The sequence below is a fragment of the Pseudomonas chlororaphis genome, from assembly GCA_001023535.1.
Lineage (GTDB): Bacteria > Pseudomonadota > Gammaproteobacteria > Pseudomonadales > Pseudomonadaceae > Aquipseudomonas > Aquipseudomonas chlororaphis_E.
Map to the genome: position 1 here is coordinate 2,056,374 of CP011020.1, position 25,060 is coordinate 2,081,433.

General features: G+C 59.6%; 24 protein-coding genes, 2 tRNA genes, 3 rRNA genes and 1 other annotated feature. Of the genes, 14 read left to right on the forward strand and 15 right to left on the reverse strand.

Annotated features, from left to right (window positions below):
- Window positions 1-78 precede the first annotated feature (78 nt).
- From VM99_08945 to VM99_08980, 8 genes are all read right to left on the reverse strand, one after another.
- Window positions 79-534: a hypothetical protein gene (locus tag VM99_08945; GenBank protein ID AKJ98182.1), complete on the reverse strand. Its 456-nt coding sequence runs from the start codon at window positions 532-534 to the stop codon at window positions 79-81.
- Between the two features lie 7 nt (window positions 535-541).
- Window positions 542-1,291, reverse strand: a complete 750-nt coding sequence (locus tag VM99_08950; protein AKJ98183.1) for a pantothenate kinase — start codon at window positions 1,289-1,291, stop codon at window positions 542-544.
- On the reverse strand, window positions 1,281-2,237 hold the full coding sequence (locus tag VM99_08955; protein AKJ98184.1) for a biotin--protein ligase: 957 nt from the start codon (window positions 2,235-2,237) through the stop codon (window positions 1,281-1,283). The genes VM99_08950 and VM99_08955 overlap by 11 nt, the downstream gene beginning before the upstream one ends.
- Before the next feature lie 131 nt (window positions 2,238-2,368).
- Window positions 2,369-2,484 (reverse strand): 5S ribosomal RNA (locus tag VM99_08960).
- A gap of 120 nt (window positions 2,485-2,604) precedes the next feature.
- Window positions 2,605-5,508 (reverse strand): 23S ribosomal RNA (locus VM99_08965).
- Window positions 3,341-3,496 (forward strand) — a sequence feature (possible 23S ribosomal RNA but 16S or 23S rRNA prediction is too short). It overlaps the preceding rRNA gene by 156 nt.
- A gap of 237 nt (window positions 5,509-5,745) precedes the next feature.
- Window positions 5,746-5,821 (reverse strand) — tRNA-Ala (locus VM99_08970).
- Between the two features lie 30 nt (window positions 5,822-5,851).
- A tRNA-Ile gene (locus VM99_08975) sits at window positions 5,852-5,928 on the reverse strand.
- Between the two features lie 71 nt (window positions 5,929-5,999).
- Window positions 6,000-7,546 (reverse strand): 16S ribosomal RNA (locus VM99_08980).
- Together the 16S, 23S and 5S rRNA genes with 2 tRNA genes alongside form the textbook arrangement of a ribosomal RNA operon.
- Before the next feature lie 681 nt (window positions 7,547-8,227).
- Here VM99_08980 and VM99_08985 point away from each other — a divergent pair.
- Both VM99_08985 and VM99_08990 read left to right on the forward strand, forming a co-directional pair.
- Window positions 8,228-9,115 carry a transporter gene (locus VM99_08985; GenBank protein AKJ98185.1) on the forward strand — a complete coding sequence of 296 codons (888 nt, stop codon included), beginning with the start codon at window positions 8,228-8,230 and terminating at the stop codon, window positions 9,113-9,115.
- 167 nt (window positions 9,116-9,282) lie between these two features.
- Complete coding sequence (locus VM99_08990; GenBank protein AKJ98186.1) at window positions 9,283-9,564, forward strand: lipoprotein; 282 nt, start codon at window positions 9,283-9,285, stop codon at window positions 9,562-9,564.
- A 5-nt stretch (window positions 9,565-9,569) separates the two neighbouring features.
- Here the strand turns inward: VM99_08990 and VM99_08995 are convergent, their stop codons facing one another.
- Entirely contained in the window at window positions 9,570-10,133 is a 564-nt protein-coding gene (locus VM99_08995; protein ID AKJ98187.1) for a TetR family transcriptional regulator, read from the reverse strand.
- Between the two features lie 89 nt (window positions 10,134-10,222).
- On the opposite strand from VM99_08995, the gene VM99_09000 reads away from it, so the two are divergent.
- Complete coding sequence (locus tag VM99_09000; protein AKJ98188.1) at window positions 10,223-10,951, forward strand: glucose 1-dehydrogenase; 729 nt, start codon at window positions 10,223-10,225, stop codon at window positions 10,949-10,951.
- Window positions 10,952-10,984: 33 nt separating this feature from the next.
- Window positions 10,985-11,575: a DSBA oxidoreductase gene (locus tag VM99_09005; protein AKJ98189.1), complete on the forward strand. Its 591-nt coding sequence runs from the start codon at window positions 10,985-10,987 to the stop codon at window positions 11,573-11,575.
- Window positions 11,576-11,584: 9 nt separating this feature from the next.
- Here the strand turns inward: VM99_09005 and VM99_09010 are convergent, their stop codons facing one another.
- From VM99_09010 to VM99_09030, 5 genes are all read right to left on the reverse strand, one after another.
- Window positions 11,585-13,393 (reverse strand): peptidase M24, encoded by a 1,809-nt coding sequence (locus VM99_09010; GenBank protein AKJ98190.1) that lies wholly within the window; start codon window positions 13,391-13,393, stop codon window positions 11,585-11,587.
- A 49-nt stretch (window positions 13,394-13,442) separates the two neighbouring features.
- Window positions 13,443-14,609 carry a class V aminotransferase gene (locus VM99_09015; GenBank protein ID AKJ98191.1) on the reverse strand — a complete coding sequence of 389 codons (1,167 nt, stop codon included), beginning with the start codon at window positions 14,607-14,609 and terminating at the stop codon, window positions 13,443-13,445.
- A 160-nt stretch (window positions 14,610-14,769) separates the two neighbouring features.
- Window positions 14,770-15,384 (reverse strand): lysine transporter LysE, encoded by a 615-nt coding sequence (locus VM99_09020; protein ID AKJ98192.1) that lies wholly within the window; start codon window positions 15,382-15,384, stop codon window positions 14,770-14,772.
- A gap of 102 nt (window positions 15,385-15,486) precedes the next feature.
- A complete protein-coding gene (locus VM99_09025; protein ID AKJ98193.1) occupies window positions 15,487-15,753 on the reverse strand; it encodes a lipoprotein in 267 nt (88 codons plus the stop codon).
- 116 nt (window positions 15,754-15,869) lie between these two features.
- Window positions 15,870-16,229 (reverse strand): antibiotic biosynthesis monooxygenase, encoded by a 360-nt coding sequence (locus VM99_09030; protein ID AKJ98194.1) that lies wholly within the window; start codon window positions 16,227-16,229, stop codon window positions 15,870-15,872.
- 97 nt (window positions 16,230-16,326) lie between these two features.
- Between VM99_09030 and VM99_09035 the strand changes: the two genes are divergently transcribed.
- The 10 genes from VM99_09035 (at window position 16,327) to VM99_09080 (ending at window position 23,734) form a co-directional block, all read left to right on the forward strand.
- Window positions 16,327-16,779, forward strand: a complete 453-nt coding sequence (locus VM99_09035) for a MerR family transcriptional regulator (protein AKJ98195.1) — start codon at window positions 16,327-16,329, stop codon at window positions 16,777-16,779.
- Window positions 16,780-16,881: 102 nt separating this feature from the next.
- On the forward strand, window positions 16,882-17,340 hold the full coding sequence (locus VM99_09040; protein ID AKJ98196.1) for a glyoxalase: 459 nt from the start codon (window positions 16,882-16,884) through the stop codon (window positions 17,338-17,340).
- Window positions 17,341-17,569: 229 nt separating this feature from the next.
- Window positions 17,570-18,784: a peptidase gene (locus VM99_09045; GenBank protein AKJ98197.1), complete on the forward strand. Its 1,215-nt coding sequence runs from the start codon at window positions 17,570-17,572 to the stop codon at window positions 18,782-18,784.
- Window positions 18,781-19,326 carry a thiamine pyrophosphate-binding protein gene (locus VM99_09050; GenBank protein ID AKJ98198.1) on the forward strand — a complete coding sequence of 182 codons (546 nt, stop codon included), beginning with the start codon at window positions 18,781-18,783 and terminating at the stop codon, window positions 19,324-19,326. Before VM99_09045 ends, VM99_09050 begins: the two co-directional genes overlap by 4 nt.
- Window positions 19,323-19,649, forward strand: coding sequence for a hypothetical protein (locus VM99_09055; GenBank protein AKJ98199.1), 327 nt, complete (start codon window positions 19,323-19,325; stop codon window positions 19,647-19,649). The genes VM99_09050 and VM99_09055 overlap by 4 nt, the downstream gene beginning before the upstream one ends.
- A complete protein-coding gene (locus tag VM99_09060) occupies window positions 19,646-20,221 on the forward strand; it encodes a hypothetical protein (protein AKJ98200.1) in 576 nt (191 codons plus the stop codon). Before VM99_09055 ends, VM99_09060 begins: the two co-directional genes overlap by 4 nt.
- A gap of 35 nt (window positions 20,222-20,256) precedes the next feature.
- Window positions 20,257-21,186, forward strand: coding sequence for an ABC transporter substrate-binding protein (locus VM99_09065; protein AKJ98201.1), 930 nt, complete (start codon window positions 20,257-20,259; stop codon window positions 21,184-21,186).
- Window positions 21,183-21,935: a manganese ABC transporter ATP-binding protein gene (locus VM99_09070; GenBank protein ID AKJ98202.1), complete on the forward strand. Its 753-nt coding sequence runs from the start codon at window positions 21,183-21,185 to the stop codon at window positions 21,933-21,935. The genes VM99_09065 and VM99_09070 overlap by 4 nt, the downstream gene beginning before the upstream one ends.
- Window positions 21,935-22,834: a zinc ABC transporter permease gene (locus VM99_09075; GenBank protein AKJ98203.1), complete on the forward strand. Its 900-nt coding sequence runs from the start codon at window positions 21,935-21,937 to the stop codon at window positions 22,832-22,834. Before VM99_09070 ends, VM99_09075 begins: the two co-directional genes overlap by 1 nt.
- Entirely contained in the window at window positions 22,835-23,734 is a 900-nt protein-coding gene (locus VM99_09080; GenBank protein ID AKJ98204.1) for a metal ABC transporter substrate-binding protein, read from the forward strand.
- A gap of 108 nt (window positions 23,735-23,842) precedes the next feature.
- Here VM99_09080 and VM99_09085 read toward each other — a convergent pair whose 3' ends face one another.
- Window positions 23,843-25,036, reverse strand: coding sequence for a 3-methylitaconate isomerase (locus VM99_09085; GenBank protein AKJ98205.1), 1,194 nt, complete (start codon window positions 25,034-25,036; stop codon window positions 23,843-23,845).
- Between the last annotated feature and the right edge of the window lie 24 nt (window positions 25,037-25,060).

A 25,060-nucleotide genomic window follows, 5' to 3' on the forward strand; every position in this document is an offset into this window, starting at 1 on the left:
GGTTAGCTGCGTTGACTACGCTTCGACGTGCCAACCGGTAAAGGTCTTCACTGCGAAGCGGGCGCCATTCTATGCAAACTACCCAGCAGGTGCAACCCCCTCACAAGGCATTATTTTATGTTTTAACTCATTGAATTCTTTAGAAAGGTTTTGAACCAGGGTTTCATTCACCTTCGCACCGCTGTCTGGCGAAACCTGAACCCAGAAACCAGCATTCTCAGATGAGTTTTGCACGCCCAATGTCACGGGACGAGCTACGACACCCGATGCCGCCAGGCGCTGCTCCAATTGCCTGGCCATTTCCGGACGCGCCAAACCACCCAGGTAGACGCACGAAGTTTTTTGCGCCTCAGCGCTTGTAGAGTCGCGCCGGGCAAGCGCATCTGCTGTTTCGCTCAAGAGATGAATATCTTGCTGGGAGCCACGATACAAACTCAGCGGAGTGACATCCTTGGCTCGGAGGGGCGCCTCTTGCTGGTGCCAAACGTAATAAAAGACATTCAAAACCAGCAATAACAGAAACAGCCAGCGCATAGAAACCTCAAGATAAAGGACAGGCCATCGCCAGCCCGACAAAAACCAAGTCAGGCACCACTCTGGCACCAGGGACAACGCCGGAAACAAGATTGGCATCGCCTCCGGTGAGGAACACCACGAAGTCCTGCCCCCAATATTGCCGCGCGAGCTCAAGCTGAGTCAGGACGAAGCCCCTGAGCATCAGCAAACAACCACGCTCCACAGCCTCGACGGTCGTGCGACCAGGAGCGAGGCTCTCGTGGGCCCGCTCAGCGGCAGTATCGTCGTAGCGAATTCGCCGAGTATGGGTGCGCAATTGGTTACGCATCAACGGCATACCAGGACAGATAAACCCTCCGAGGTGCTCACCATCTGCCGCCACGAAATCGGCGGTGATCGCCGTACCGAAATCAAGCACCAGGCATGCACCTGCAGCAAGATGGTATCCGCCGAGAAGGGCTAGCCATCGATCCAGACCCAACCGTTCAAAGTCTTCATAGCCGTTTCGCACGCCCGCCATCTCGCGAGTAGGTATGGCACGAACCACGGACACACCAAATGCGTTAACCAACATGGCAACCAGCGAATCAGTTTCTTCCGGCGTCCGAACACTCACCAGCCGACACTTCTTCAACTGGAATTTTTCGGCATCCTTCAAGCTCACCAACAGATCGCCATCAGAGCTGACAACACCTCCTTCAATAGGCGTTACTGCATCTGAGCGAAGTACACGCCACTTGATAAAACTATTGCCGCAATCGAGCTCAAGAATCATCACGCAACCTCAAGCTGAGCTCACCGCCGCTAAATGTTTTTTCCACACCATCCACCTTCAAACGCAGCGCACCTTGGTGATCGATCCCCATGACAACGCCGTCGATTCGATTGACTCCAGCGATTAGCGACACAGCCCGCCCCTGCCACAAGTGAAACCTCTCCCACTCCGATTGGATCGCAGCAAACCCCGCCTCATGATGAAGCGCCAGATATTGCTGAAGCTTCGCACCCAAGCGAGCCACAAGCTCATTGCGATCAAAATCTCGACCCGACTCAAGACTCATGGATGTCCACTGCTGATCGACCTCGTCAGTCGAGCGCATATTCACGTTAATTCCTACACCCAGAACCACATGACAAACATCCGCCGGATCTCCCACCAACTCAAGCAGGATGCCAGCGATCTTCTTCTCACCCACCAGGACGTCGTTGGGCCATTTCAATGCCGCTTCCGCAATTCCCATGTCGCGCAGCGCATGCATGACAGCAAGCCCTACAACGAGGCTCAGCCCTTCTATCTGGCGCATGCCACCGTCAATGCGCAACACCAGGCTGTGATAGAGATTGTCTGCAAACGGACTGACCCACTTGCGACCGCGACGACCGCGCCCGGCTATCTGCCTCTCAGCCAGAACCAGGAACGGCGCCTGGACACCACGCTCGATGGAACGCAGCGCCTCGGCGTTGGTGGAGTCGATGGAATCGAATACATGAACAGGCCACTCACAGAGGCCATTTGCACAGATTTGCGCCACATCCAGAAGCAACAGCGGCTTGGCCAACTGGTACCCCTTACCTCGGACCTTATGAACCGATAGACCCAAGTCTGCCTCCAAGTGCTGTAGTTGCTTCCAGACAGCACTACGACTGATACCCAGCGCAGCACCCAGCGCCTGACCCGAATGAAAGCGACCGTCCTTGAGAAGTTTTAGCAACGTGAGCATGCGGACTGCGCCCTGACAATGAGGCCCGCATGATAGCCATGCGCAAGACGGTTGCATAGAAACACAAAATGACTTTCCTACGGGCAAAACAAAACCCCAACTGCTTTCGCAATTGGGGTTTCGGAATTTAATCTTGACGATGACCTACTCTCACATGGGGAAACCCCACACTACCATCGGCGATGCATCGTTTCACTGCTGAGTTCGGGATGGGATCAGGTGGTTCCAATGCTCTATGGTCGTCAAGAAATTCTTGAGCCAGCGCGCTTTTCAGCGTTCCAGCAAATCGGGTATGTGATCGGGTGTGAGCCGCAAACTTTCGGTTCGTTTCGTCTTCACCACACCGCAATCTGGCTTTCTAAGCGCAAATTGCTTGGGTGTTATATGGTCAAGCCTCACGGGCAATTAGTACAGGTTAGCTCAACGCCTCACAGCGCTTACACACCCTGCCTATCAACGTCGTAGTCTTCGACGGCCCTTCAGGGAGCTCAAGGCTCCAGTGAGATCTCATCTTGAGGCAAGTTTCCCGCTTAGATGCTTTCAGCGGTTATCTTTTCCGAACATAGCTACCCGGCAATGCCACTGGCGTGACAACCGGAACACCAGAGGTTCGTCCACTCCGGTCCTCTCGTACTAGGAGCAGCCCCTCTCAAATCTCAAACGTCCACGGCAGATAGGGACCGAACTGTCTCACGACGTTCTAAACCCAGCTCGCGTACCACTTTAAATGGCGAACAGCCATACCCTTGGGACCGGCTTCAGCCCCAGGATGTGATGAGCCGACATCGAGGTGCCAAACACCGCCGTCGATATGAACTCTTGGGCGGTATCAGCCTGTTATCCCCGGAGTACCTTTTATCCGTTGAGCGATGGCCCTTCCATACAGAACCACCGGATCACTAAGACCTACTTTCGTACCTGCTCGACGTGTCTGTCTCGCAGTCAAGCGCGCTTTTGCCTTTATACTCTACGACCGATTTCCGACCGGTCTGAGCGCACCTTCGTACTCCTCCGTTACTCTTTAGGAGGAGACCGCCCCAGTCAAACTACCCACCATACACTGTCCTCGATCCGGATAACGGACCTGAGTTAGAACCTCAAAGTTGCCAGGGTGGTATGTTCRGAAAAGATAACCGCTGAAAGCATCTAAGCGGGAAACTTGCCTCAAGATGAGATCTCACTGGAGCCTAGAGCTCCCTGAAGGGCCGTCGAAGACTACGACGTTGATAGGCAGGGTGTGTAAGCGCTGAGAGGCGTTTCAATTTCACTGAGTCTCGGGTGGAGACAGCGCCGCCATCGTTACGCCATTCGTGCAGGTCGGAACTTACCCGACAAGGAATTTCGCTACCTTAGGACCGTTATAGTTACGGCCGCCGTTTACCGGGGCTTCGATCAAGAGCTTCGCGTTAGCTAACCCCATCAATTAACCTTCCGGCACCGGGCAGGCGTCACACCCTATACGTCCACTTTCGTGTTTGCAGAGTGCTGTGTTTTTAATAAACAGTCGCAGCGGCCTGGTATCTTCGACCGGCGTGGGCTTACGCAGCAAGTGCTTCACCCTCACCGGCGCACCTTCTCCCGAAGTTACGGTGCCATTTTGCCTAGTTCCTTCACCCGAGTTCTCTCAAGCGCCTTGGTATTCTCTACCCAACCACCTGTGTCGGTTTGGGGTACGGTTCCTGGTTATCTGAAGCTTAGAAGCTTTTCTTGGAAGCATGGCATCAACCACTTCGTCGCCTAAAGGCAACTCGTCATCAGCTCTCGGCCTTGAAACCCCGGATTTACCTAAGATTTCAGCCTACCACCTTAAACTTGGACAACCAACGCCAAGCTGGCCTAGCCTTCTCCGTCCCTCCATCGCAATAACCAGAAGTACAGGAATATTAACCTGTTTTCCATCGACTACGCTTTTCAGCCTCGCCTTAGGGACCGACTAACCCTGCGTCGATTAACGTTGCGCAGGAAACCTTGGTCTTTCGGCGTGGGTGTTTTTCACACCCATTGTCGTTACTCATGTCAGCATTCGCACTTCTGATACCTCCAGCAAGCTTCTCAACTCACCTTCACAGGCTTACAGAACGCTCCTCTACCGCATCACTTGCGTGATACCCGTAGCTTCGGTGTATGGTTTGAGCCCCGTTACATCTTCCGCGCAGGCCGACTCGACTAGTGAGCTATTACGCTTTCTTTAAAGGGTGGCTGCTTCTAAGCCAACCTCCTAGCTGTCTAAGCCTTCCCACATCGTTTCCCACTTAACCATAACTTTGGGACCTTAGCTGACGGTCTGGGTTGTTTCCCTTTTCACGACGGACGTTAGCACCCGCCGTGTGTCTCCCATGCTCGGCACTTGTAGGTATTCGGAGTTTGCATCGGTTTGGTAAGTCGGGATGACCCCCTAGCCGAAACAGTGCTCTACCCCCTACAGTGATACATGAGGCGCTACCTAAATAGCTTTCGAGGAGAACCAGCTATCTCCGAGCTTGATTAGCCTTTCACTCCGATCCACAGGTCATCCGCTAACTTTTCAACGGTAGTCGGTTCGGTCCTCCAGTCAGTGTTACCTAACCTTCAACCTGCCCATGGATAGATCGCCCGGTTTCGGGTCTATTCCCAGCGACTAGACGCCCTATTAAGACTCGCTTTCGCTACGCCTCCCCTATTCGGTTAAGCTCGCCACTGAAAATAAGTCGCTGACCCATTATACAAAAGGTACGCAGTCACAGAACAAAGTCTGCTCCCACTGCTTGTACGCATACGGTTTCAGGATCTATTTCACTCCCCTCTCCGGGGTTCTTTTCGCCTTTCCCTCACGGTACTAGTTCACTATCGGTCAGTCAGTAGTATTTAGCCTTGGAGGATGGTCCCCCCATATTCAGACAAAGTTTCTCGTGCTCCGTCCTACTCGATTTCATGACTAAGAGACTTTCGCGTACAGGGCTATCACCCACTATGGCCGCACTTTCCAGAGCGTTCCGCTAATCTCAAAGCCACTTAAGGGCTAGTCCCCGTTCGCTCGCCACTACTAAGGGAATCTCGGTTGATTTCTTTTCCTCAGGGTACTTAGATGTTTCAGTTCCCCTGGTTCGCCTCTTGCACCTATGTATTCAGTACAAGATAACCATCTTATGATGGCTGGGTTCCCCCATTCAGACATCTCCGGATCAAAGTCTGTTTGCCGACTCCCCGAAGCTTTTCGCAGGCTACCACGTCTTTCATCGCCTCTGACTGCCAAGGCATCCACCGTATGCGCTTCTTCACTTGACCATATAACCCCAAGCAATCTGGTTATACTGTGAAGACGACATTCGCCGAAAATTCGAATTTCTCAATTAAGAGAACTCACAAATTTTACCTTAGCCTGATCCGTTACCAGTGAAAGTAACGTTCAGTCTATCTTTCTATCACATACCCAAATTTTTAAAGAACGAACCAGTCAAAAGACTAGAAATCAACATTCACCATCAACGATGGAATGCTCATTTCTAAGCTTTTACTTCAGAAGCAGTAGTGGTGGAGCCAAGCGGGATCGAACCGCTGACCTCCTGCGTGCAAGGCAGGCGCTCTCCCAGCTGAGCTATGGCCCCGTATTTCTACAGGCGTTTCCCACACAAAATTGGTGGGTCTGGGCAGATTCGAACTGCCGACCTCACCCTTATCAGGGGTGCGCTCTAACCAACTGAGCTACAGACCCAATTTCGGGCTGCTTCTTTCGTCTTCTTCAATGAATCAAGCAATTCGTGTGGGAACTTATGGAGCAGCTGATGTCGTCGATTAAGGAGGTGATCCAGCCGCAGGTTCCCCTACGGCTACCTTGTTACGACTTCACCCCAGTCATGAATCACACCGTGGTAACCGTCCTCCCGAAGGTTAGACTAGCTACTTCTGGTGCAACCCACTCCCATGGTGTGACGGGCGGTGTGTACAAGGCCCGGGAACGTATTCACCGCGACATTCTGATTCGCGATTACTAGCGATTCCGACTTCACGCAGTCGAGTTGCAGACTGCGATCCGGACTACGATCGGTTTTATGGGATTAGCTCCACCTCGCGGCTTGGCAACCCTTTGTACCGACCATTGTAGCACGTGTGTAGCCCAGGCCGTAAGGGCCATGATGACTTGACGTCATCCCCACCTTCCTCCGGTTTGTCACCGGCAGTCTCCTTAGAGTGCCCACCATAACGTGCTGGTAACTAAGGACAAGGGTTGCGCTCGTTACGGGACTTAACCCAACATCTCACGACACGAGCTGACGACAGCCATGCAGCACCTGTCTCAATGCTCCCGAAGGCACCAATCCATCTCTGGAAAGTTCATTGGATGTCAAGGCCTGGTAAGGTTCTTCGCGTTGCTTCGAATTAAACCACATGCTCCACCGCTTGTGCGGGCCCCCGTCAATTCATTTGAGTTTTAACCTTGCGGCCGTACTCCCCAGGCGGTCAACTTAATGCGTTAGCTGCGCCACTAAGAGCTCAAGGCTCCCAACGGCTAGTTGACATCGTTTACGGCGTGGACTACCAGGGTATCTAATCCTGTTTGCTCCCCACGCTTTCGCACCTCAGTGTCAGTATCAGTCCAGGTGGTCGCCTTCGCCACTGGTGTTCCTTCCTATATCTACGCATTTCACCGCTACACAGGAAATTCCACCACCCTCTACCATACTCTAGCTCGCCAGTTTTGGATGCAGTTCCCAGGTTGAGCCCGGGGATTTCACATCCAACTTAACGAACCACCTACGCGCGCTTTACGCCCAGTAATTCCGATTAACGCTTGCACCCTCTGTATTACCGCGGCTGCTGGCACAGAGTTAGCCGGTGCTTATTCTGTCGGTAACGTCAAAATTGCAGAGTATTAATCTACAACCCTTCCTCCCAACTTAAAGTGCTTTACAATCCGAAGACCTTCTTCACACACGCGGCATGGCTGGATCAGGCTTTCGCCCATTGTCCAATATTCCCCACTGCTGCCTCCCGTAGGAGTCTGGACCGTGTCTCAGTTCCAGTGTGACTGATCATCCTCTCAGACCAGTTACGGATCGTCGCCTTGGTGAGCCATTACCTCACCAACTAGCTAATCCGACCTAGGCTCATCTGATAGCGCAAGGCCCGAAGGTCCCCTGCTTTCTCCCGTAGGACGTATGCGGTATTAGCGTTCGTTTCCGAACGTTATCCCCCACTACCAGGCAGATTCCTAGGCATTACTCACCCGTCCGCCGCTCTCAAGAGGTGCAAGCACCTCTCTACCGCTCGACTTGCATGTGTTAGGCCTGCCGCCAGCGTTCAATCTGAGCCATGATCAAACTCTTCAGTTCAAACATCTTTGGGTTTTGAGAAAACCCTAAACTTGGCTCAGCAATCGTTGGTTACATCTTTGATTTCTCGCGGAGTAACTTGTGATGCTGATAATCTGTTGACTAGCAGTCTGACTCCACAAGCACCCACACGAATTGCTTGATTCAGTTGTTAAAGAGCGGTGGTTGATTCTTTCGTCTCAACCGAGGCGCGCATTCTACAGCGCCTGGTGTTGCTGTCAAGCGGTTATTTAAGAAGTTTCTCAAAGTTTCCCGTGGGAAACACTAACAACTTCAACCACTTGCGCTTTCGATCTCTCGTTAGCGGGAGGCGAATTCTACAGCGTTGTTCGCTGCTGTCAACACCTCTTTTTCACCGCTTTCGATCGAGAGGATCGAACCGTTGATAAAGCCAAACGACAGCGCCTTATCCACGACTTCCGGACCTCGATGAACTGAAGCCCTGCACTGCCTAAAATCGCTTAGCTCATTGAAAATCAAGGAGTTTTTCGTTTCGACTGCGCCGGAAGTGGGGCGAATTATAGACGTCTGGAATCTGCCGTCAACACTTAATTTAACTTTTCTATCAACACGCAAGCCGTTCTTCTAAATTCACGTCCGTATATAGACGGAAGGCTTTCGAATGCGCAATATACTGCTCAAATCTGCCTTCCTGCCTTTATCTCTGGACGACCGTTAGTAATGACTCCCCCTTCTCGCAGCCTGGTAACCACCTTGTTCCCGGTTGCCCTTCTATTAGTAGCCATGGCCTCCATCCAGTCCGGCGCCTCCCTGGCCAAAAGCATGTTCCCGATCGTGGGTGCACAAGGAACCACGACACTGCGCCTCATCTTCGCCAGCATCATCATGCTTATATTGCTGCGCCCCTGGCGCGCCAAGCTCACCGTGCAGTCCCTGCGCACGGTGATCGTCTACGGGATGGCACTGGGCGGCATGAATTTTCTGTTTTATATGTCGGTGCGTACGGTTCCCCTGGGAATCGCCGTGGCGCTGGAGTTCACCGGCCCCCTGGCCGTGGCGATCTACGCGTCGCGCCGGGCAATCGACTTCCTCTGGATTGCCCTGGCAGTGATCGGCCTGCTGCTGTTGATACCTACAGGCGCCTCCAGCGCCGGCATCGACCTGGTTGGTGCCGGTTACGCATTGGGCGCGGGCGTCTGCTGGGCGCTGTACATTCTGTTCGGCCAGAAGGCCGGTGCCGACCATGGCGTGCAAACCGCCGCACTCGGTGTGGTGATCGCCGCTCTGTTCGTCGCGCCGATCGGCATCGTCCATGCGGGCGCTGCATTGCTGACACCGAGCCTGATCCCCGTCGCCATCGGTGTGGCCGTACTGTCCACCGCCCTACCCTACACCCTCGAGATGGTCGCAATGACCCGCATGCCGGCGCGTACCTTCGGCACCCTGATGAGCATTGAACCCGCGATCGCAGCCATGTCCGGTTTCCTTTTTCTCCAGGAGTTCTTGTCCTTGGCACAATGGTCCGCCATTGCCTGCATCATTCTGGCGTCGGTCGGCGCAACACTGACCATGGACAGCAAGGCAACGCCAGCCGTCGCGGCGGATTGAAGCAGGATTTAACGAAGGTCTGGCATTTGCCGCGCATTTAGGCCATGTTTAGGTCCGTAACCCAATGTCAGACATGGATTTTTCATACAGGACGTCATGAACGCTTCAAGCGCAAGCGAACGCAACCGTACGCAGGCATAAGACCCACGACGGTGTTAAGGACGGGAATGAAACGAATTTTGATACTGATCGCCGTATTGGCCGTTGCTGGCTGCGCGGCGACGACGAAAACCGAAGTCAAGCGCGGTAAAAAAGGCCTGCATATCAATTGCTCCGGCCTTTCCTCTTCCTGGGATCAATGCGCTGCCAGTGCTGCCAATTCCTGTGCCCCCAAGGGCTACAAGGTCATTGCCAAGTCGGGTGATGCCGTGGAAGAACCCGGTGACTATCCCTTCGGGCTCAACCCCGCCGGCTACACCAGCCGTAGCATGATCGTGATCTGCAAGTAAGCACGTCAGTCGAGCCCGGCCAGCCGAAGAGTAATTTCGGCACGGCTGGACTCGAGGACCTCCTGCTGGACCTCAGGTGCAGCCATCATCCGCGCAACAACCATCGCCCCCACGCATTGGGACAGGATGGCCCAGGCCAGGGCTTCACTGCCCAACACCCGCGCCCAGCTTTCATGCAAGCGACAAACCCACGTTTGCGCCACGTCTCTCACCTGCTCATCCGATCGCGCAATCTCGGCGCCCAGCACGGGTAACGCACAGCCCACCTCGGGTTGTTCGACGTGGCTCATGCTCAGGTACTGCTTGAGACAGCGCGCCAGCTTCGCCTGGTCCATGGCCCCTTCGCCACTCAGGCGATCCAGGCTCTGGGCCAGCTCACGCTCGACGATGGCCTTGAAAAGCTCATCCTTGGATGAGAAGTGGCTGTAGAACGCCCCGCCGCTCAAGCCGATCGCTTTCATCAGGCCATCGACCCCCACCGTGGAGAACCCCAATGTCTTGGCGGACGCGGCGCTGCTGGCGAGCAGCTTCTCTCGGGTTTCCATCTTGTGATTGGCTGAATAACGCATGGTCCTGCCCCTGATTGCCTGTCTTGACGCTTGCCGGATCTTAGCATAACGTCCGTTTAGCTAACGATCGTTTACCAATGAGGCTAATCATGAATAACAACAAGGTCGTACTGGTCGTGGGCGCGGGCGATGCAACGGGTGGAGCGATTGCCCGGCGTTTCGCGCAGGAAGGTTTTATCGCCTGCGTCACCCGCCGCAGCGCCGACAAGCTCGAACCGTTGGTGGAAGGGATCCGCGCCCTGGGCGGTGAAGCCCATGGCTTCGCCTGTGATGCACGCAAAGAAGACGATGTCATCGCGCTGGTCGAACAGATCGAGCAGCAGATCGGCCCGATCGAAGCCTTCGTGTTCAACATCGGCGCCAACGTCCCTTGCAGCATCCTCGAAGAGACCGCCCGCAAGTACTTTAAGATCTGGGAAATGGCCTGCTTTTCAGGCTTCCTCAATGCACGGGAAGTGGCCAAGCGTATGGTCACGCGTCAGCGCGGAACGATTCTGTTCACCGGCGCAACGGCAGGGCTGCGCGGCGCTTCAGGGTTTGCCGCGTTCGCCGGGGCCAAGCATGGCATTCGGGCGCTGGCCCAGAGCATGGCGCGTGAGCTGGGTCCGATGAACATCCATGTGGCCCATGTGGTGGTGGACGGTGCCATCGACACCGACTTCATTCGCGATAACTTTCCGGAGAAATACGCGACCAAGGATCAGGACGGCATCCTGGACCCCGAGCACATTGCCGACAACTATTGGTATTTGCACAGCCAACCCCGTGACGCCTGGACCTTCGAACTGGACCTTCGCCCCTGGAACGAACGCTGGTAAACCCTCCCGTACAAATAACAAGAGAGCAGCGCCATGAGCAAATCGGTGGAGTTCTACTTCGATCTCGGCAGCCCGACCACGTACCTGGCCTATACCCAACTGCCAACGCTGTGTGCAGAGACCGGTAGCCAGTTGATCTATCGCCCGATGCTATTGGGTGGGGTGTTCAAGGCCACTGGCAACGCGTCCCCGGTGACCATACCGGCCAAGGGCCCTTACCTGTTCAAGGATTTGAAACGCTTCGCCGACCGTTACGGCGTCCCCTTCAGGCTCAACCCCTACTTCCCGATCAATACGTTGCTGCTGATGCGCGCCGTCACCGGCATGCAATTGCACCGGCCCGAGCGCTTCGAAGCCTTCCTCGATTGCCTGTTCCGCGCCTTGTGGGTGGAGGCGCGCAACCTAAACGACCAGGCGACGGTGGCGGCGGTGTTGGAAGAAGGCGGTTTCGATCCTGAGTACGTGCTGGCCCTGACCGCCAACGATCAGGTCAAGCAGGCGCTCAAGACGGCCACCGAAGCCGCCATTGAACGGGGCGTGTTTGGCGCCCCAAGCATGTTTGTCGACGACGAGCTCTACTTCGGCCAGGATCGGCTGGACTTCGTCCGTGAAGCCCTGGCCTGATCCTGCCGGTCAGATGGCCACCGTCCGCTCGTTCAGCCATTGCAGCGCCGCCCCGTCCAGCAATGGGCTCAACCGACGCTGAACCTCGGCGTGGTAGGCGTTGAACCAGTCCTTTTCTTCCTGGGTCAGCAACGATGGTTCCAGGCAGCGAGTGTCGATCGGGCACAGGGTCAGGGTTTCGAATTCGAGGAACTCACCGAACTCGCTGCTGCCCGCCTCGCGGTTCAACGCCAGGTTCTCGATGCGCACGCCCCAACGACCGGGACGATAGGTTCCCGGTTCGATGGAAGTGATCATGCCCGGCTGCATCGCCGTTTGCGGCGTGGCCGCGGCCTGGTAGGCAATCACCTGCGGACCTTCGTGGACGTTGAGGAAGTACCCTACCCCGTGCCCGGTGCCGTGACCGTAATCCACCTGTTCGGCCCAGATCGGCGCGCGGGCGATGGCATCCAGCAACGGCGACAGGATGCCCCGCGGAAACCTGGCCCGGGACAAAGCGATCACGCCCTTGAGCACACGCGTGCAATCACGCTTCTGTTCGGCGGTGGGTGTTCCGACCGGCACCATGCGCGTGATATCCGTGGTGCCGCCGAGGTACTGTCCGCCGGAGTCGATCAGCAACAGGCCATCACCTTCGATGACCGCATGAGCCTCTGGTGTGGCGTGGTAATGCGGCATCGCGCCGTTGGCATTGAACGCGGCGATGGTATTGAAGCTCAGCGACACATAATCCGGCCGGCGTGTGCGGGCGGCAGTCAGGTGTTCATCGATGGTCAGCTCGGTAATGCGCTCGCGGCCCCACGCCGTTTCCAGCCAGGCAAAGAACTCGCAGAGCGCCGCGCCGTCCTGCTCCATGGTCTTGCGGATGTGCTCGGCGTCAGCCAGGCTCTTGCGGGACTTGGCCAACGTCGTTGGGTTGAGACCTTCGACCAGCGTTACATCGCTGCCCAGGTTATCCAAAAGCCCGACCGTGACCCGCGCCGGATCGACCAGCAGGCTCGCCCCGCCTGGCACTTCACGCAATGCAGGGGCCGCTTCGTTGTAGTCACGCAGGCACACCCCGTCCTGTTCAAGCACGGCACGCAGCGCTGCATCCACTTTGTCCAGGGCCACGAACAACGTGGCCTGCTGCTGATTGATCAAGGCAAACGAGACGAACACCGGGTTGAACGACACATCGGCGCCGCGCAGGTTGAACAGCCAGGCGATGTCGTCCAGCGTGGCGATGAAATGCCAGTCGGCCCCACGTTCCTTGAGGGCCTCGCGCAACTTGGCGAGTTTCTCGACCCGGCTGACCGTCGCCTGGGGAGGCAAATGCGCGTAGACCGGTTGATTGGGCAGGCTCGGGCGATCGGTCCAGATTTCGTCAAGCAGGTCGATGTCCGTACGCAACCGCGCACCTCGTTCCGCCAACTTGCCGCTCAGGGTCCGGGCCGAAGCCACGGCCATCACCGCACCGTCCACCGCCACGACCCCACCCTTGGGCGTTTGCTCGGCGAGCCAATCCAGGGGGCCGGGCTGGCCCGGGATCAGCTTGACCAGCTCGATACCGCTGCCTTCCAGCTCATGGGTGGCCTGTTCCCAGTACCGACTGTCGGCCCAGACGCCGGCAAAACCGGCGGTCACGATCAACGTGCCCACCGAGCCATGGAACCCCGACAACCACTGCCGCCCCTGCCAGTAACCCGGCAGGTATTCCGACAGATGCGGGTCGGCCGATGGCACCAACAGCGCATGGATACCCTGCTGATTCATCCGTTGGCGAAGTCGGGCCAGGCGCTGGGGAACCAGTCCGTGGGTCAAAGGCTCGGTGCTCATCGTTTCTCCTGCTCATTAATGTTGTTGTTCGCTGCCGAAGACGCTCGGCTCATGGGGTGGTGGCCCAAAACGCCGGCGCCGTCGCACATGCAGCCTTGATCAGCCGTACCGCTTCATCGATGTCCTGCTCGGTGGTATAACGCCCCAGGCTCAGACGGACGGTGCGTCCCGCCGCGCGTGCATCATGCCCCAAGGCCAGCAGCACGTGGGACGGCGTGTTATGCGCCGAGTTGCAGGCCGAGGTCGCGGAAAAGGCAATCGACGCACCCAGGGTCGCTGGGTCGAACGTCCCTTCATTGAACGTGAGGCTTAATGTGTGGGGAATTCGCCGGGTGGCGCTGCCGTTGATACAAACCCCGGGCAAGGCCAGCAGCGGCTCCAGCAAACGATTGCGCAACCGGGCGATCTTGGCCAGCTCTTCGTCGAACGCCTGGGCGGCCAGTTCGAACGCGGCGCCCATGGCAGCGATCTGATGGGTCGCCAGGGTCCCGGAACGCAGGCCGCCCTCGTGCCCGCCACCGTGAATCTGCGCCGCCAGCCGCGGCCGGGCACGGTCGCCGACGTACAGCGCACCGATCCCCTTGGGGCCATAGATTTTATGGGCGGAAAACGACATCAGGTCCACCGGCCAGCGGGCCAGGTCGATCTTCACCTTGCCGGCACCCTGGGCGGCGTCGACATGAAACAGCGCACCGTGCTCACGCAAGATCTCGCCCGTGGCCACGACATCATTGACGGTGCCCAACTCGTTGTTCACCAGCATCAGCGACACCAGGAACGTGTCTTCACGCAGAGCGTCGCGAACCGCCTGCGGGCTGATCAGCCCCTCGGCGTCCGGCGCCAGCCATGTGACCTCGACGCCGCTTTCCTCGAGCTGTCTTGCCGTGTCGAGGATCGCCTTGTGCTCGATCAGGCTGGTGATGACATGACCACCGCCCCCGGCGCGGGCCTGGGCAACGCCCTTGAGGGCCAGGTTGTTGGATTCGGTAGCGCCGGAAGTCCAGACGATCTGCTCGGGCTGGGCGCCCACCAGATGCGCCACTTGCTGGCGGGCCCGATCGACCGAGAGACGGGCCTCCTGGCCGAAAGCATGGGAACTGGAAGCCGGGTTGCCGAAGTTGCCGTCAAAGCCAAGGCACTGGACCATGACCTGTATGACCCGCTCATCCACCGGCGTGGTGGCGGCATAATCGAAATATAGCGGACGTTTTTTCATGGGAAACTCGCAGAGCCTGCTCCGGGATCAGGCGCCCTCGTTGGGATTCGAGACAAGCAATACCTGATCAAAGACCTTAAAGAAGTCGGACTTCGTTTAAAAGTGCGTAGGAACGCTCCTGAACAGCGAGCTTAGCAGGCATCGCGTCGAAGCTCAGCCCTCAACTGATGCTTTCGAGCAACAGCGGATACAACGAAGCGACCAGCAACAGCGCCATGCCCCAGTTGAACAGGCGCAGCCAGCGACGATCACGCAAGAGGTTGCGCAACAGGCTGCCGCAAACCACCCAGAGGCTCACGCTCGGCAGGTTGATCAGGGCAAACACCGCGGCGATCACCACCACATTGAAGAAATAGCCCTGCAAAGGGGTGTACGTGCTGATGGCACCGATGGCCATGATCCAGGCCTTCGGGTTGACCCACTGGAAGGCCGCCGCCCCCCAGTAGCTGATGGGCGTGTGCGCTCCCGGCTGGCTGTCCGATACCGGGCCGGAGTGGGCGATTTTCCACGCCAGGTACAACAGGTACGCCGCCCCGATGTAGCGCAATGCGGTATAGAGCAACGGGTATGCCTGGAACACCGCGCCCAGGCCTAGGCCTACCGCCAGCACCAGGGAAAAGAAGCCGCAGGTGATGCCTAGCATGTGAGGAATAGTGCGGTTGAAACCGAAATTGACACCCGAGGCCAACAGCATGGTGTTGTTGGGACCCGGCGTGATCGAGGTCACCAGGGCAAACAGGGCGAAGCCCAGCAAGAGGTCGAGCGAGAGGGTCATGTGAAGTCAGTCCATCGGGGCGGTCAGTCAAGCCATGACCCTACCCCACGTCCTGGCGCAAACCCATGGACAGTTGGGCAAAACTTCGAGCAGTACAGTCCCTCAGCTTGAGCGGCCAGGTGTCTGCACACCCAGTTCGGCGCTCATCTCGCCCTGGTCGTCGAAGCCGACATTCTTTTGCGCGGTGCCGAGCAACTCGGTTTTCTTCGCGTGGTATTCCTCGAACGAAAGGCCGCGGCGATTCAAGGCCTCAAGGGCCAGCTCGCGGGTTTCATCGGCACTGTAGGGACGCAGCTCCGGCGACGAGGTGGCGCAACCGCTCAATACGGTGGCAGTCAACAGCAGCAAAACGGCAAGGGTACGGTTCATGGCAAGTGTCCGGTGTTCTGGAGTTGGGCGATGAACAAAGGCTACTCGCGGGCCCTGCCGGGCAGAAATCAACCCTCTCGATAGTGGGTATCGCGTCCTCGAATCGACCGTTGCGCTTAATCGACCAACTGGCAATGCAAGGCGTTATCGAGGCTGCGCTCGATGTTGCACAGCACCTCGAATGAGCCGAACGTGACGGCCTTGGCCCGGTGCACCAACCGCCAGAAGTCCTGCTCGCCGGCTTCGACACTACGAAGCGCTGCTTCGCCCGCCTCACGGGTTTGCCACTGCAAATAGTTGAGTACTCGCCGACCGTCTTCGCTGGCCTGGATGCTGGCGCTCAGCAATCCCTGATGGTCACGGGCCAGGCGCTCGGTCTGCTCCGACAGCGCCGAGACCAAGGCCTGCTGCCATTGAGGTTCGATGTTGAACTCCATCAGCTGGGTGAAACTGCGATTGTTCCTTGGCATCTGCATGAAAGGTTCCCGATGTGTGTAAGGCGGATCTTGAGATCCGAAGGCCTGCAGGGTAAAACCTCTAGTTAAGTCAAGGTCAAGCGAGAAATTCAGGCCAATGAAATCGATCGATGTCCACAAGGAACTCACCGTCGGCCAAGTCGCCGCCCGCAGCGGCGTGGCGGTCACCGCCCTGCACTTCTATGAAGCCAAGGGCTTGATCAACAGCACGCGCAATTCGGGCAACCAACGGCGTTACCCGCGCGAAGTGTTGCGCCGCGTGGCGCTGATCAAGGTTGCCCAGAGCCTGGGCATTCCCTTGGCGGAAATTGGCGAGGCCTTGAAAAACCTCCCGGATAGCCGCGCGCCCACGGCGACTGACTGGCAACGCCTCTCGGCGCAATGGGGCCAGGCGCTGGATGAGCGCATCAACCAGTTGGTGGCACTGCGCGACCGGCTCAACGGCTGCATCGGCTGCGGCTGCCTGTCGATGGAGCATTGCCCCCTGCGCAACCAGGGCGATGTGCTGGGCAAGCGCGGGCCGGGCGCTCATCTGCTGGACGCGCCGTGAGACGTTCGTCGGCGCGCGACCAGGTGCCAGAACGCTGTCCTATAGTGGATGGGCGCCAGTCAGCGAAGGTGCTCTTCGCCCTACCCCACAAGGAGAAACGTCATGGGTGCCAAAACCATTCCTGAAGGTTTCCATTGCATCACGCCCTACCTGGGCATTCAAAAAGCGGCCGAAGCCATCGAGTTCTATAAAAAGGCCTTCAACGCCACCGAGGTCATGCGCCTGCCGATGCCCGATGGCAGCGTCGGACACGCCGAACTGCGGATCAACGACTTCCCGATCATGCTCGGTACGCCTTGCGACCAAGGCCCGCTGCGCAATCCGGACGCATCGCCCTCGGTAGGCCTGCACCTGTACGTCGAGGACGTGGACAGTGCATTTGCCCAGGCCATCGACGCGGGCGGTACGGTGATCTCGGAAGTGAAAGACCAGTTTTATGGGGATCGCACCGGCAGCCTGAAAGATCCCTATGGGCATGTGTGGTTCCTGGCAACGCACAAGGAGGACCTGACCCAGGAACAGATCGAGCAACGGGCCCGGGAGATGTTCCAATCAGGCTGACCTGAAGCCCTATCCCGCTGTGGGAGCAAACCTGCTCGCTCCCACGGACAGGACTAAAACTGATTGCGAAACATTTTCTTTCATCTTTCCCTTCGGGATTTCAGTTTCTCGTTCGTCTTAATTAGATGCAGCGGGCCGCGTCGGCAAAAGCCACGGCCCGCCCGTCCAGGGTTCACCGTGTTGCGAAGCCCGTAATACAGAGCCTTTCATCGAATCAAGACGTTCAATCATGTCCAAGAAGTCCCGCTCCAAACTCTGGTTCCTGGTCCATAGCTGGCTGGCATTGCCCATCTGGTTTTTCGTCCTCATCGTGTGTGTCACCGGCACCCTTGCCGTGGTCAGCCAGGAGATCGTCTGGCTGGCCAACCCGGAGATGCGCGCCAGCAAGCCGACAGACGATGCACCGCTGCTCGGCTACGAGCAGGTGGTCGCGGCGATCAGGCAAGCCCAGCCGCTTACCCAGGTGCAGAGCATCACCCGCCCGGATGAATCGCATTTCGCCCTGGAGGTCCGGGTCACCTACCCTGATGGCCGTCCCGACACGGTCTACGTCAACCCCTACAGCGGCGTCATCCAGGGCTCGGCGCCGACGTTCAACTTCCAGGCGTTCACCCGCGCCCTGCACGGCTGGTGGCTGGTCCCGTTCACCAACGGTTTCAGCTGGGGCTGGTACCTGGTGTCGTTCCTCGGCCTGCCGCTGCTGGCGTCCCTGGTCACCGGGCTGGTGGTCTACAAGCGCTTCTGGAAAGGCTTTTTTCGTCCAACCCTGCGCATTCGCCACGGCGCGCGGATTTTCTGGGGCGACTTCCACCGCCTCAGTGGCATCTGGTCGATCTGGTTCATCGCGGTCATTTCCATCACCGGTACCTGGTTCCTGATCCAGGCCTTGCTGTTCGACAACCAGATTTCCATTTCCAGCGAGCCCGTGCTGCCGGTGGTCGCCCGGGAAAGCGTGCCTCTGTCGGCCGACGGCACGGCACCGCCCCTGTTGAACCTGGACCGGGCCCTTGAAATTGCCCAGCAGCGAATCCCCGGCTTGGAAGCGAGCTTCATCAACCTGCCCGGCAATGCCTACAGCCATCTGGAAATCAGTGGACGCGGCTGGTACCCGCTGATGTTCCAGACCGCCACGCTCAACCCCTACGACGGTGACGTGGCGGCCTTGCGGCTGCTGTCGGACCGCACCACCCTGGAGTTCGTCACCGAATCCATGCGGCCGTTGCATACAGGGGATTTCGGCGGGCTGTGGATCAAGCTGATCTGGTTCTTCTTCGGCCTGATCCTGAGCATGATGGTGCTCAGTGGGTTGCTGATCTGGACCAAGCGCACGGCCCTCGCCACCGCCAACGCCTTCAAGCGCAGCCAGAAGCCCAGCCGAGGAGCACGGGCTGCACGGTCACTGCAGCCGTCCATGGGCAGTGAATCATCGGAGGGCAGCCTGTGAGCCAGTCCACTACCCACCCATCGACACCGTCACGCCTGAACCTGATCTGGCGTAAATGGCGCTTTCACCTCAACGTACTGCTGTTGCTGATTCCCCTGGGATTCATGCCCAAGTATTTCTCCGAAGCGGCGTTGTTCCGTGGCGACGAGGGGCTGGGTCAACGGGACGTCGGTGAAATCCAGGTCGGGCCCTGGAGCCTGCGCCTGGCCGAGTTTCGCAATGAAGCGCCACGCCAGGAGGGCCCAGCCGGGCCCATGAAGCATTTCAACGCGGCCCTGTGCCAACGTTGCATCGGCCAGGTCAAGGCCACCTACCTGCGCATCGGCAAGCCTCGCAGCCTGCGGGCCGCCGGGGTGATTTTCTTCGGCTCGCCCTATCGCATGGGCGCCTTGCTGCCGGTGCCGTCCAAGACTCAGCCGGACGCCGAGCTGTGGATAACCCTCGAAGGTTGGGATGGCTCGATGCACCAGGCTTCCATTCCCCTGAGCCAGGCGTCACCGGCCACCGTCGCCTGGCTGAACACCCAAGGAACCCAACGATGACTTCCCGCGCCTGTTTCAAGCGCCTGGCGCTGCTGTTCTGCGCTGGCTTCAGCTCCAGTGTCCTGGCCCACAACCCGATGTGCGAATGCAAGGCCATCGACGCCGAGCAGATCCAGTGCACCGGTGGCTTTTCCGACGGCAGCGGCGCGCCTGGGGTGACCCTGGACGTCATTGGCTACGACGAAACCATCCTGGTTCCGGGCAAGCTGGGGGCGGATTCAACGCTGACCTTCAAGAAACCGAACGCTGAATTCTATGTGCTCTTCGACGCCGGCCCCGGCCACGTGGTGGAAATCGACCAAGCGGACATCGAGGCCCCATGAACCCGTCCACGACTCAAGTCGTCCGGCCTGCCGGCGCGGGCCATGAAACCCTCTACGTCGCGCTGTTGTGCCTGGTCATCGTGCTGGTGGCCGGGTCGGTCGTGACATGGCACCGCAAGGCCGAAGACACGCACGTCCTGGCCTCGAACCAGCTCGACGCCCGCCGCGACCTCAGCGCCGCGGAACAAGGCCTCTATGCGGACCTGCGAGTGACCCTGGATGAAATTCGCCTGTTGCGCGAAGAACACCCCTCGCTGCCCACCCCGCAGGCATTGGCGGATGAAGGCTTTGCCCCGTTCGCCCAGGACGCCAGTTCCGTCAGCCGCGGCGGCCACGCCTGGCAGTCGCTGGGGGATCGGGCCTACTTCGGTACGAGCGGCAATCCCGCCGTCGCCGGTTCGTTTCTGATGCGCATCGGCGAAGCTTCCGACGCTGCACCGGACATCTGGCTCAACCGTGGCAATCGCCCCACGGCGCCTACTGCACTGGACGATGCCGCGCTGTCCGCCGCCGGCTGGCAGCAGATCGTCGCGCAATTCGACGCCGGCGTGACCCGCCAGCATCGGCACTGACCCACGCCCCTGATTCGAGAGAAGACCCTTCGCCCATGCCTATCGCCCCTCAACGCCGCTCCTTGCTGCGCCTGCTGCTAATCAGCCTGCTGGCCTGCCTGTTCACCGCGCCGGCCAGCGCCGAAACAGCCAAGCGCCTGCGCATCGGCATTACCCTGCACCCTTATTACAGCTACGTGGCGAACATCGTCGGCGACAAGGCCGAGGTCGTCCCGCTGATCCCGGCCGGTTTCAACCCCCACGCCTACGAGCCTCGCTCCGAAGACATCAAACGCATCGGCGGCCTCGACGTGATCGTGCTCAACGGCGTGGGCCATGACGATTTCGCCGACCGCATGATCGCCGCCAGCGAAACCCCGGACGTGAAGGTGATCGAAGCCAACGAGAACGTGCCGCTACTGGCGGCCACCGGTACCGCGGCCCGCGGCGCGGGCAAAGTGGTGAACCCGCACACGTTCCTGTCCATCAGCGCCTCCATTGCCCAGGTCAACAACATCGCCCGGGAACTGGGCAAGCTCGACCCGGACAACGCCAAGACCTACACCCAGAACGCCCGTGCCTACGGCAAGCGCCTGCGCCAGATGCGCGCCGCCGCCCTGGCGAAACTGACCCAGGCGCCCAACGCCGAGCTGCGGGTGGCCACGGTGCATGCCGCCTACGACTACCTGCTGCGTGAATTCGGCCTGGAAGTGACCGCGGTGGTCGAGCCCGCCCATGGCATCGAGCCGAGCCCCAGCCAACTGAAGAAGACCATCGATCAACTGCGCGAGCTGGACGTGAAGGTGATCTTCTCCGAGATGGATTTTCCGTCCACCTACGTCGACACCATCCAACGTGAGTCCGGCGTGAAGCTGTACCCGCTCTCGCACATTTCCTACGGCGACTACAGCGCCGAGAAGTACGAGAAGGAAATGACCGGCAACCTCGACACGGTGGTCCGGGCCATCCAGGAGTCCGGCGCATGACCGCCCAGCAAACCCTCACCCGGCCTCACACCGGGCCGTTGATTGAATTCGCCGGCATCCGCCTGGACCTCGGTCGCACCACCATCCTCGATGAGGTGGCGTTCCAGGTGGCGCCCGGCAGCATCCACGCCCTGGTGGGGCCCAACGGTGGCGGCAAGAGCTCACTGATCAAGACATTGCTCGGGCAGATGCCACACCAGGGCCGCTTGAGCCTGCAATGGCCGGGCGAACCCGGCGTGATTGGCTACGTGCCCCAGGCGCTGGAGTTCGACCGGGGCCTGCCCATGACCGTGGATGATTTCATGGCGGCGATGTGTCAGCGACGGCCCGCCTTTCTCGGCCTGAGCCGGCATTACGCCGGTGCCATCGGCGCGGCCCTGGAACGGGTCGGCATGCAGGACAAACGCAAGCGACGCATGGGCGCGCTGTCTGGCGGCGAACGCCAGCGAGTACTGCTCGCCCAGGGTTTGATCCCACCGCCGCAATTGCTGGTGCTGGATGAACCGATGTCGGCGCTGGACGAGGCCGGGATCCAGGTCTTCGAACGGTTGCTGCGGGACTGGCGCGAAGCCGGGATCACCGTGCTCTGGATCGAGCATGACCTGGAAGCCGTCGCGCGCCTGGCCGACCGGGTCACCGGCCTGAACCGCCGGGTGCTGTTCGACGGTCCACCGCACCAGACCCTCACCCCCGAACGCTTGCTGTCGCTGTTTTCCACCCATCCACGGACGAACGGGAGCGCCGCCTGATGAGCTATGAAGCCTTTCGCTTGATGGTCCAGGGCTGGGCCTCGTCCGGCTACCTGCCCGAGGCGCTGGCCTACGGGTTCGTGGTCAATGCGCTGCTGGCCGGGCTGTTGATCGGACCGGTGCTGGGCGGCCTGGGCACACTGGTGGTGGTCAAGCGCTTCGCGTTTTTCTCCGAGGCGGTGGGCCACGCGGCGCTGACCGGCGTCGCCATCGGCATCCTGTTGGGCGAGCCCTACACCGGGCCGTATGGCAGCCTGTTCGGTTACTGCCTGTTGTTCGGCATCCTGCTCAACTACCTGCGCAACCGTACCGGCCTGGCACCGGACACCTTGATCGGCGTCTTCCTTTCCGTGTCCCTGGCCCTGGGCGCCAGCCTGCTGCTGATCCTGGCGGGCAAGATCAACGTGCACATCCTCGAAAACGTGCTGTTTGGCTCGGTACTGACGGTCAACGGCAACGACCTGCTGGTGCTGGCGGTGGTCGGCTCGCTGGTGATGGCCCTGGCGTTGCCACTGTACAACCGCATCATGCTGGCCAGTTTCAACCCGCAACTGGCGGCGGTGCGAGGCGTGGCGGTCAAGACCCTGGATTATCTGTTCGTGGTCCTGGTGACGTTGATCACGGTGGCGGCGGTGAAAGTCATCGGCGCGATCCTGGTCGGCGCCTTACTGGTGATCCCGGCCGCGGCGGCGCGCTTGCTCAGCCAGTCATTGAAAGGCTTTTTCGGCTGCTCGGTGCTGATCGCCACCGTCAGTACCTTGTGCGGAATCCTCGCACCGATCGTTTTCGACCTGCCGATCCCCTCCGGTGCCGCGATCATCCTGGTGGCCGGCATCGCCTTCGCCTTGAGCGCCATCGCCCGCGGTGTCGTCCCCAGCCTCAAAGGGAACCTTGGATAAATGATGATGCTTCGACGCTTGAGCCTAGCCGTGGCGCTAGGCGGCCTGATCACCCTCCCCGCATTCGCCGCCGAAAGCAGCCGGCCCGTGCACCTGCTGGCCTCGCTGCCTGTCACCTACGGGTTGAGCGAGACCTTGCTCAAGGGCACTGACGTCAAGCTGGACCGAGCGGCCCCGGCCAACTTGCCCGGCACCCGGCAGAGCGCCTATTTCAGTGGCCGGGGCGCTCCAGCACTGAACACACTGGCCCGTGACGCCGACGCGGTGATCGGCCTGCGCTCACTGTGGCCAGACGATCCGCTGTACCCCATGGCCCGGCGCAGCAACATCCGCATTGTCGAAGTCGATGCCGCCCGCCCGGTGGACGGTGCCTTGCCAGGGATCGCCGTGCAACCGGGCACGGCCGATGGCCTGGCGAGCCAGCCGTGGATGGCCAGTCATAACCTCGGGCGGATGGCCGATGTGATCGCCGCCGACCTGGTACGCCTGGCGCCCTCGGCCAAGCCCAGCATCGACAGCAACCTGGCGACCCTCAAGCAACGCCTGCTCAAGCTCAGCGCCGACAGCGAAAAACGCCTCGCCAGTGCCGACAACCTGAGCGTGGTCAGCCTGAGCGAACACTTCGGCTACCTGATCAGTGGGCTGAACCTGGACACAATCGACACCGACGCCCGCCCCGACGCCGAATGGACACCCGAGGCCCTCGCCCAACTGACCGCCCAATTGAAAGACAACGAAGTGGCGCTGGTGCTGCACCATCGCCAACCGTCGGAGGCCGTGAAAGCGGCCATCCGCGAAGGCGGTAGCCAATTGCTGGTGCTGAGCACCGACGCCGCCGACCCGGTGGCGGAGCTGGAGGGCAATATTGGACAAGTCATCGCGGCACTGGCAGGAGACTGACAGCGCCCCTGTGGGAGCGGGCTTGCTCGCGAAAAAACCAGCGCCTCCAACCTTTGTGCTGGCTGATACACCGCTTCGCGGGCACGCCCGCTCCCACAGGCTTTCAACTTAGTTCAGGGCATCCCCCGGCACACGCACGAACCCTTCCATCAATACCCGCGCGCTGCGGCTCATGATGGCCTTGGTCACGGTCCATTCGCCGTTGACCTGGCTGGCTTCGGCGCCGACGCGTAAGGTGCCGGAGGGGTGGCCGAAACGTACGGCGCTGCGTTCGGTGCCGCCGGCGGCGAGGTTGACCAGGGTGCCGGAAATGGCGGCCGCGGTGCCGATGGCCACGGCCGCGGTGCCCATCATGGCATGGTGCAGCTTGCCCATGGACAACGCCCGGACCAGCAAATCAACGTCGCCGGCAGCCACCGTCTTGCCACTCGACGAGACGTAGTCCGCCGGCGGTGCGACGAACGCCACCTTCGGCGTGTGCTGGCGCTGGGCAGCTTCGTCCAGGTGCTTGATCAAACCCATGCGCAAGGCGCCGTGGGCCCGAATGGTTTCGAACATCGCCAGTGCCTTGGCGTCGCCATTGATCGCGCCTTGCAATTCCGTGCCGGTATAACCGACGTCTCGGGCATTGATGAAAATCGTCGGGATCCCGGCGTTGATCAAGGTCGCCTTGAACGTACCGACACCCGGCACCTCAAGGTCGTCCACCAGGTTGCCGGTGGGGAACATCGAACCGCCACCGCCCTCCTCGTCAGCCGCCGGGTCCAGGAACTCCAACTGCACTTCAGCCGCCGGAAAGGTCACGCCATCGAGTTCGAAGTCGCCGGTTTCCTGCACCGCGCCGTCGGTGATCGGCACATGGGCGATGATGGTCTTGCCGATATTGGCCTGCCAGATCCGCACCACGGCCACGCCGTTGTGCGGAATGCGCGCTGCCTCCACCAGGCCGCTGCTGATGGCGAACGAGCCCACCGCCGCCGACAGATTGCCGCAGTTGCCGCTCCAATCCACGAATGGCTTGTCGATGGAGACCTGGCCGAACAGGTAATCGACATCGTGATCGGCGCGTGAGCTCTTGGACAGGATCACCGTCTTGCTGGTGCTGGACGTCGCACCGCCCATGCCATCGATCTGTTTCTCGTACGGGTCGGGGCTGCCGATGACTCGCAACAACAGGGCATCGCGCGCCGGCCCCGGGACGCGGGCGGCCTCGGGCAGGTCTTGCAGGCTGAAGAACACGCCTTTGCTGGTGCCGCCACGCATGTAGGTGGCGGGGATTCTGACTTGTGGTGCGTGAGCCATGGACGCTCCTACTCCCTATCGTGA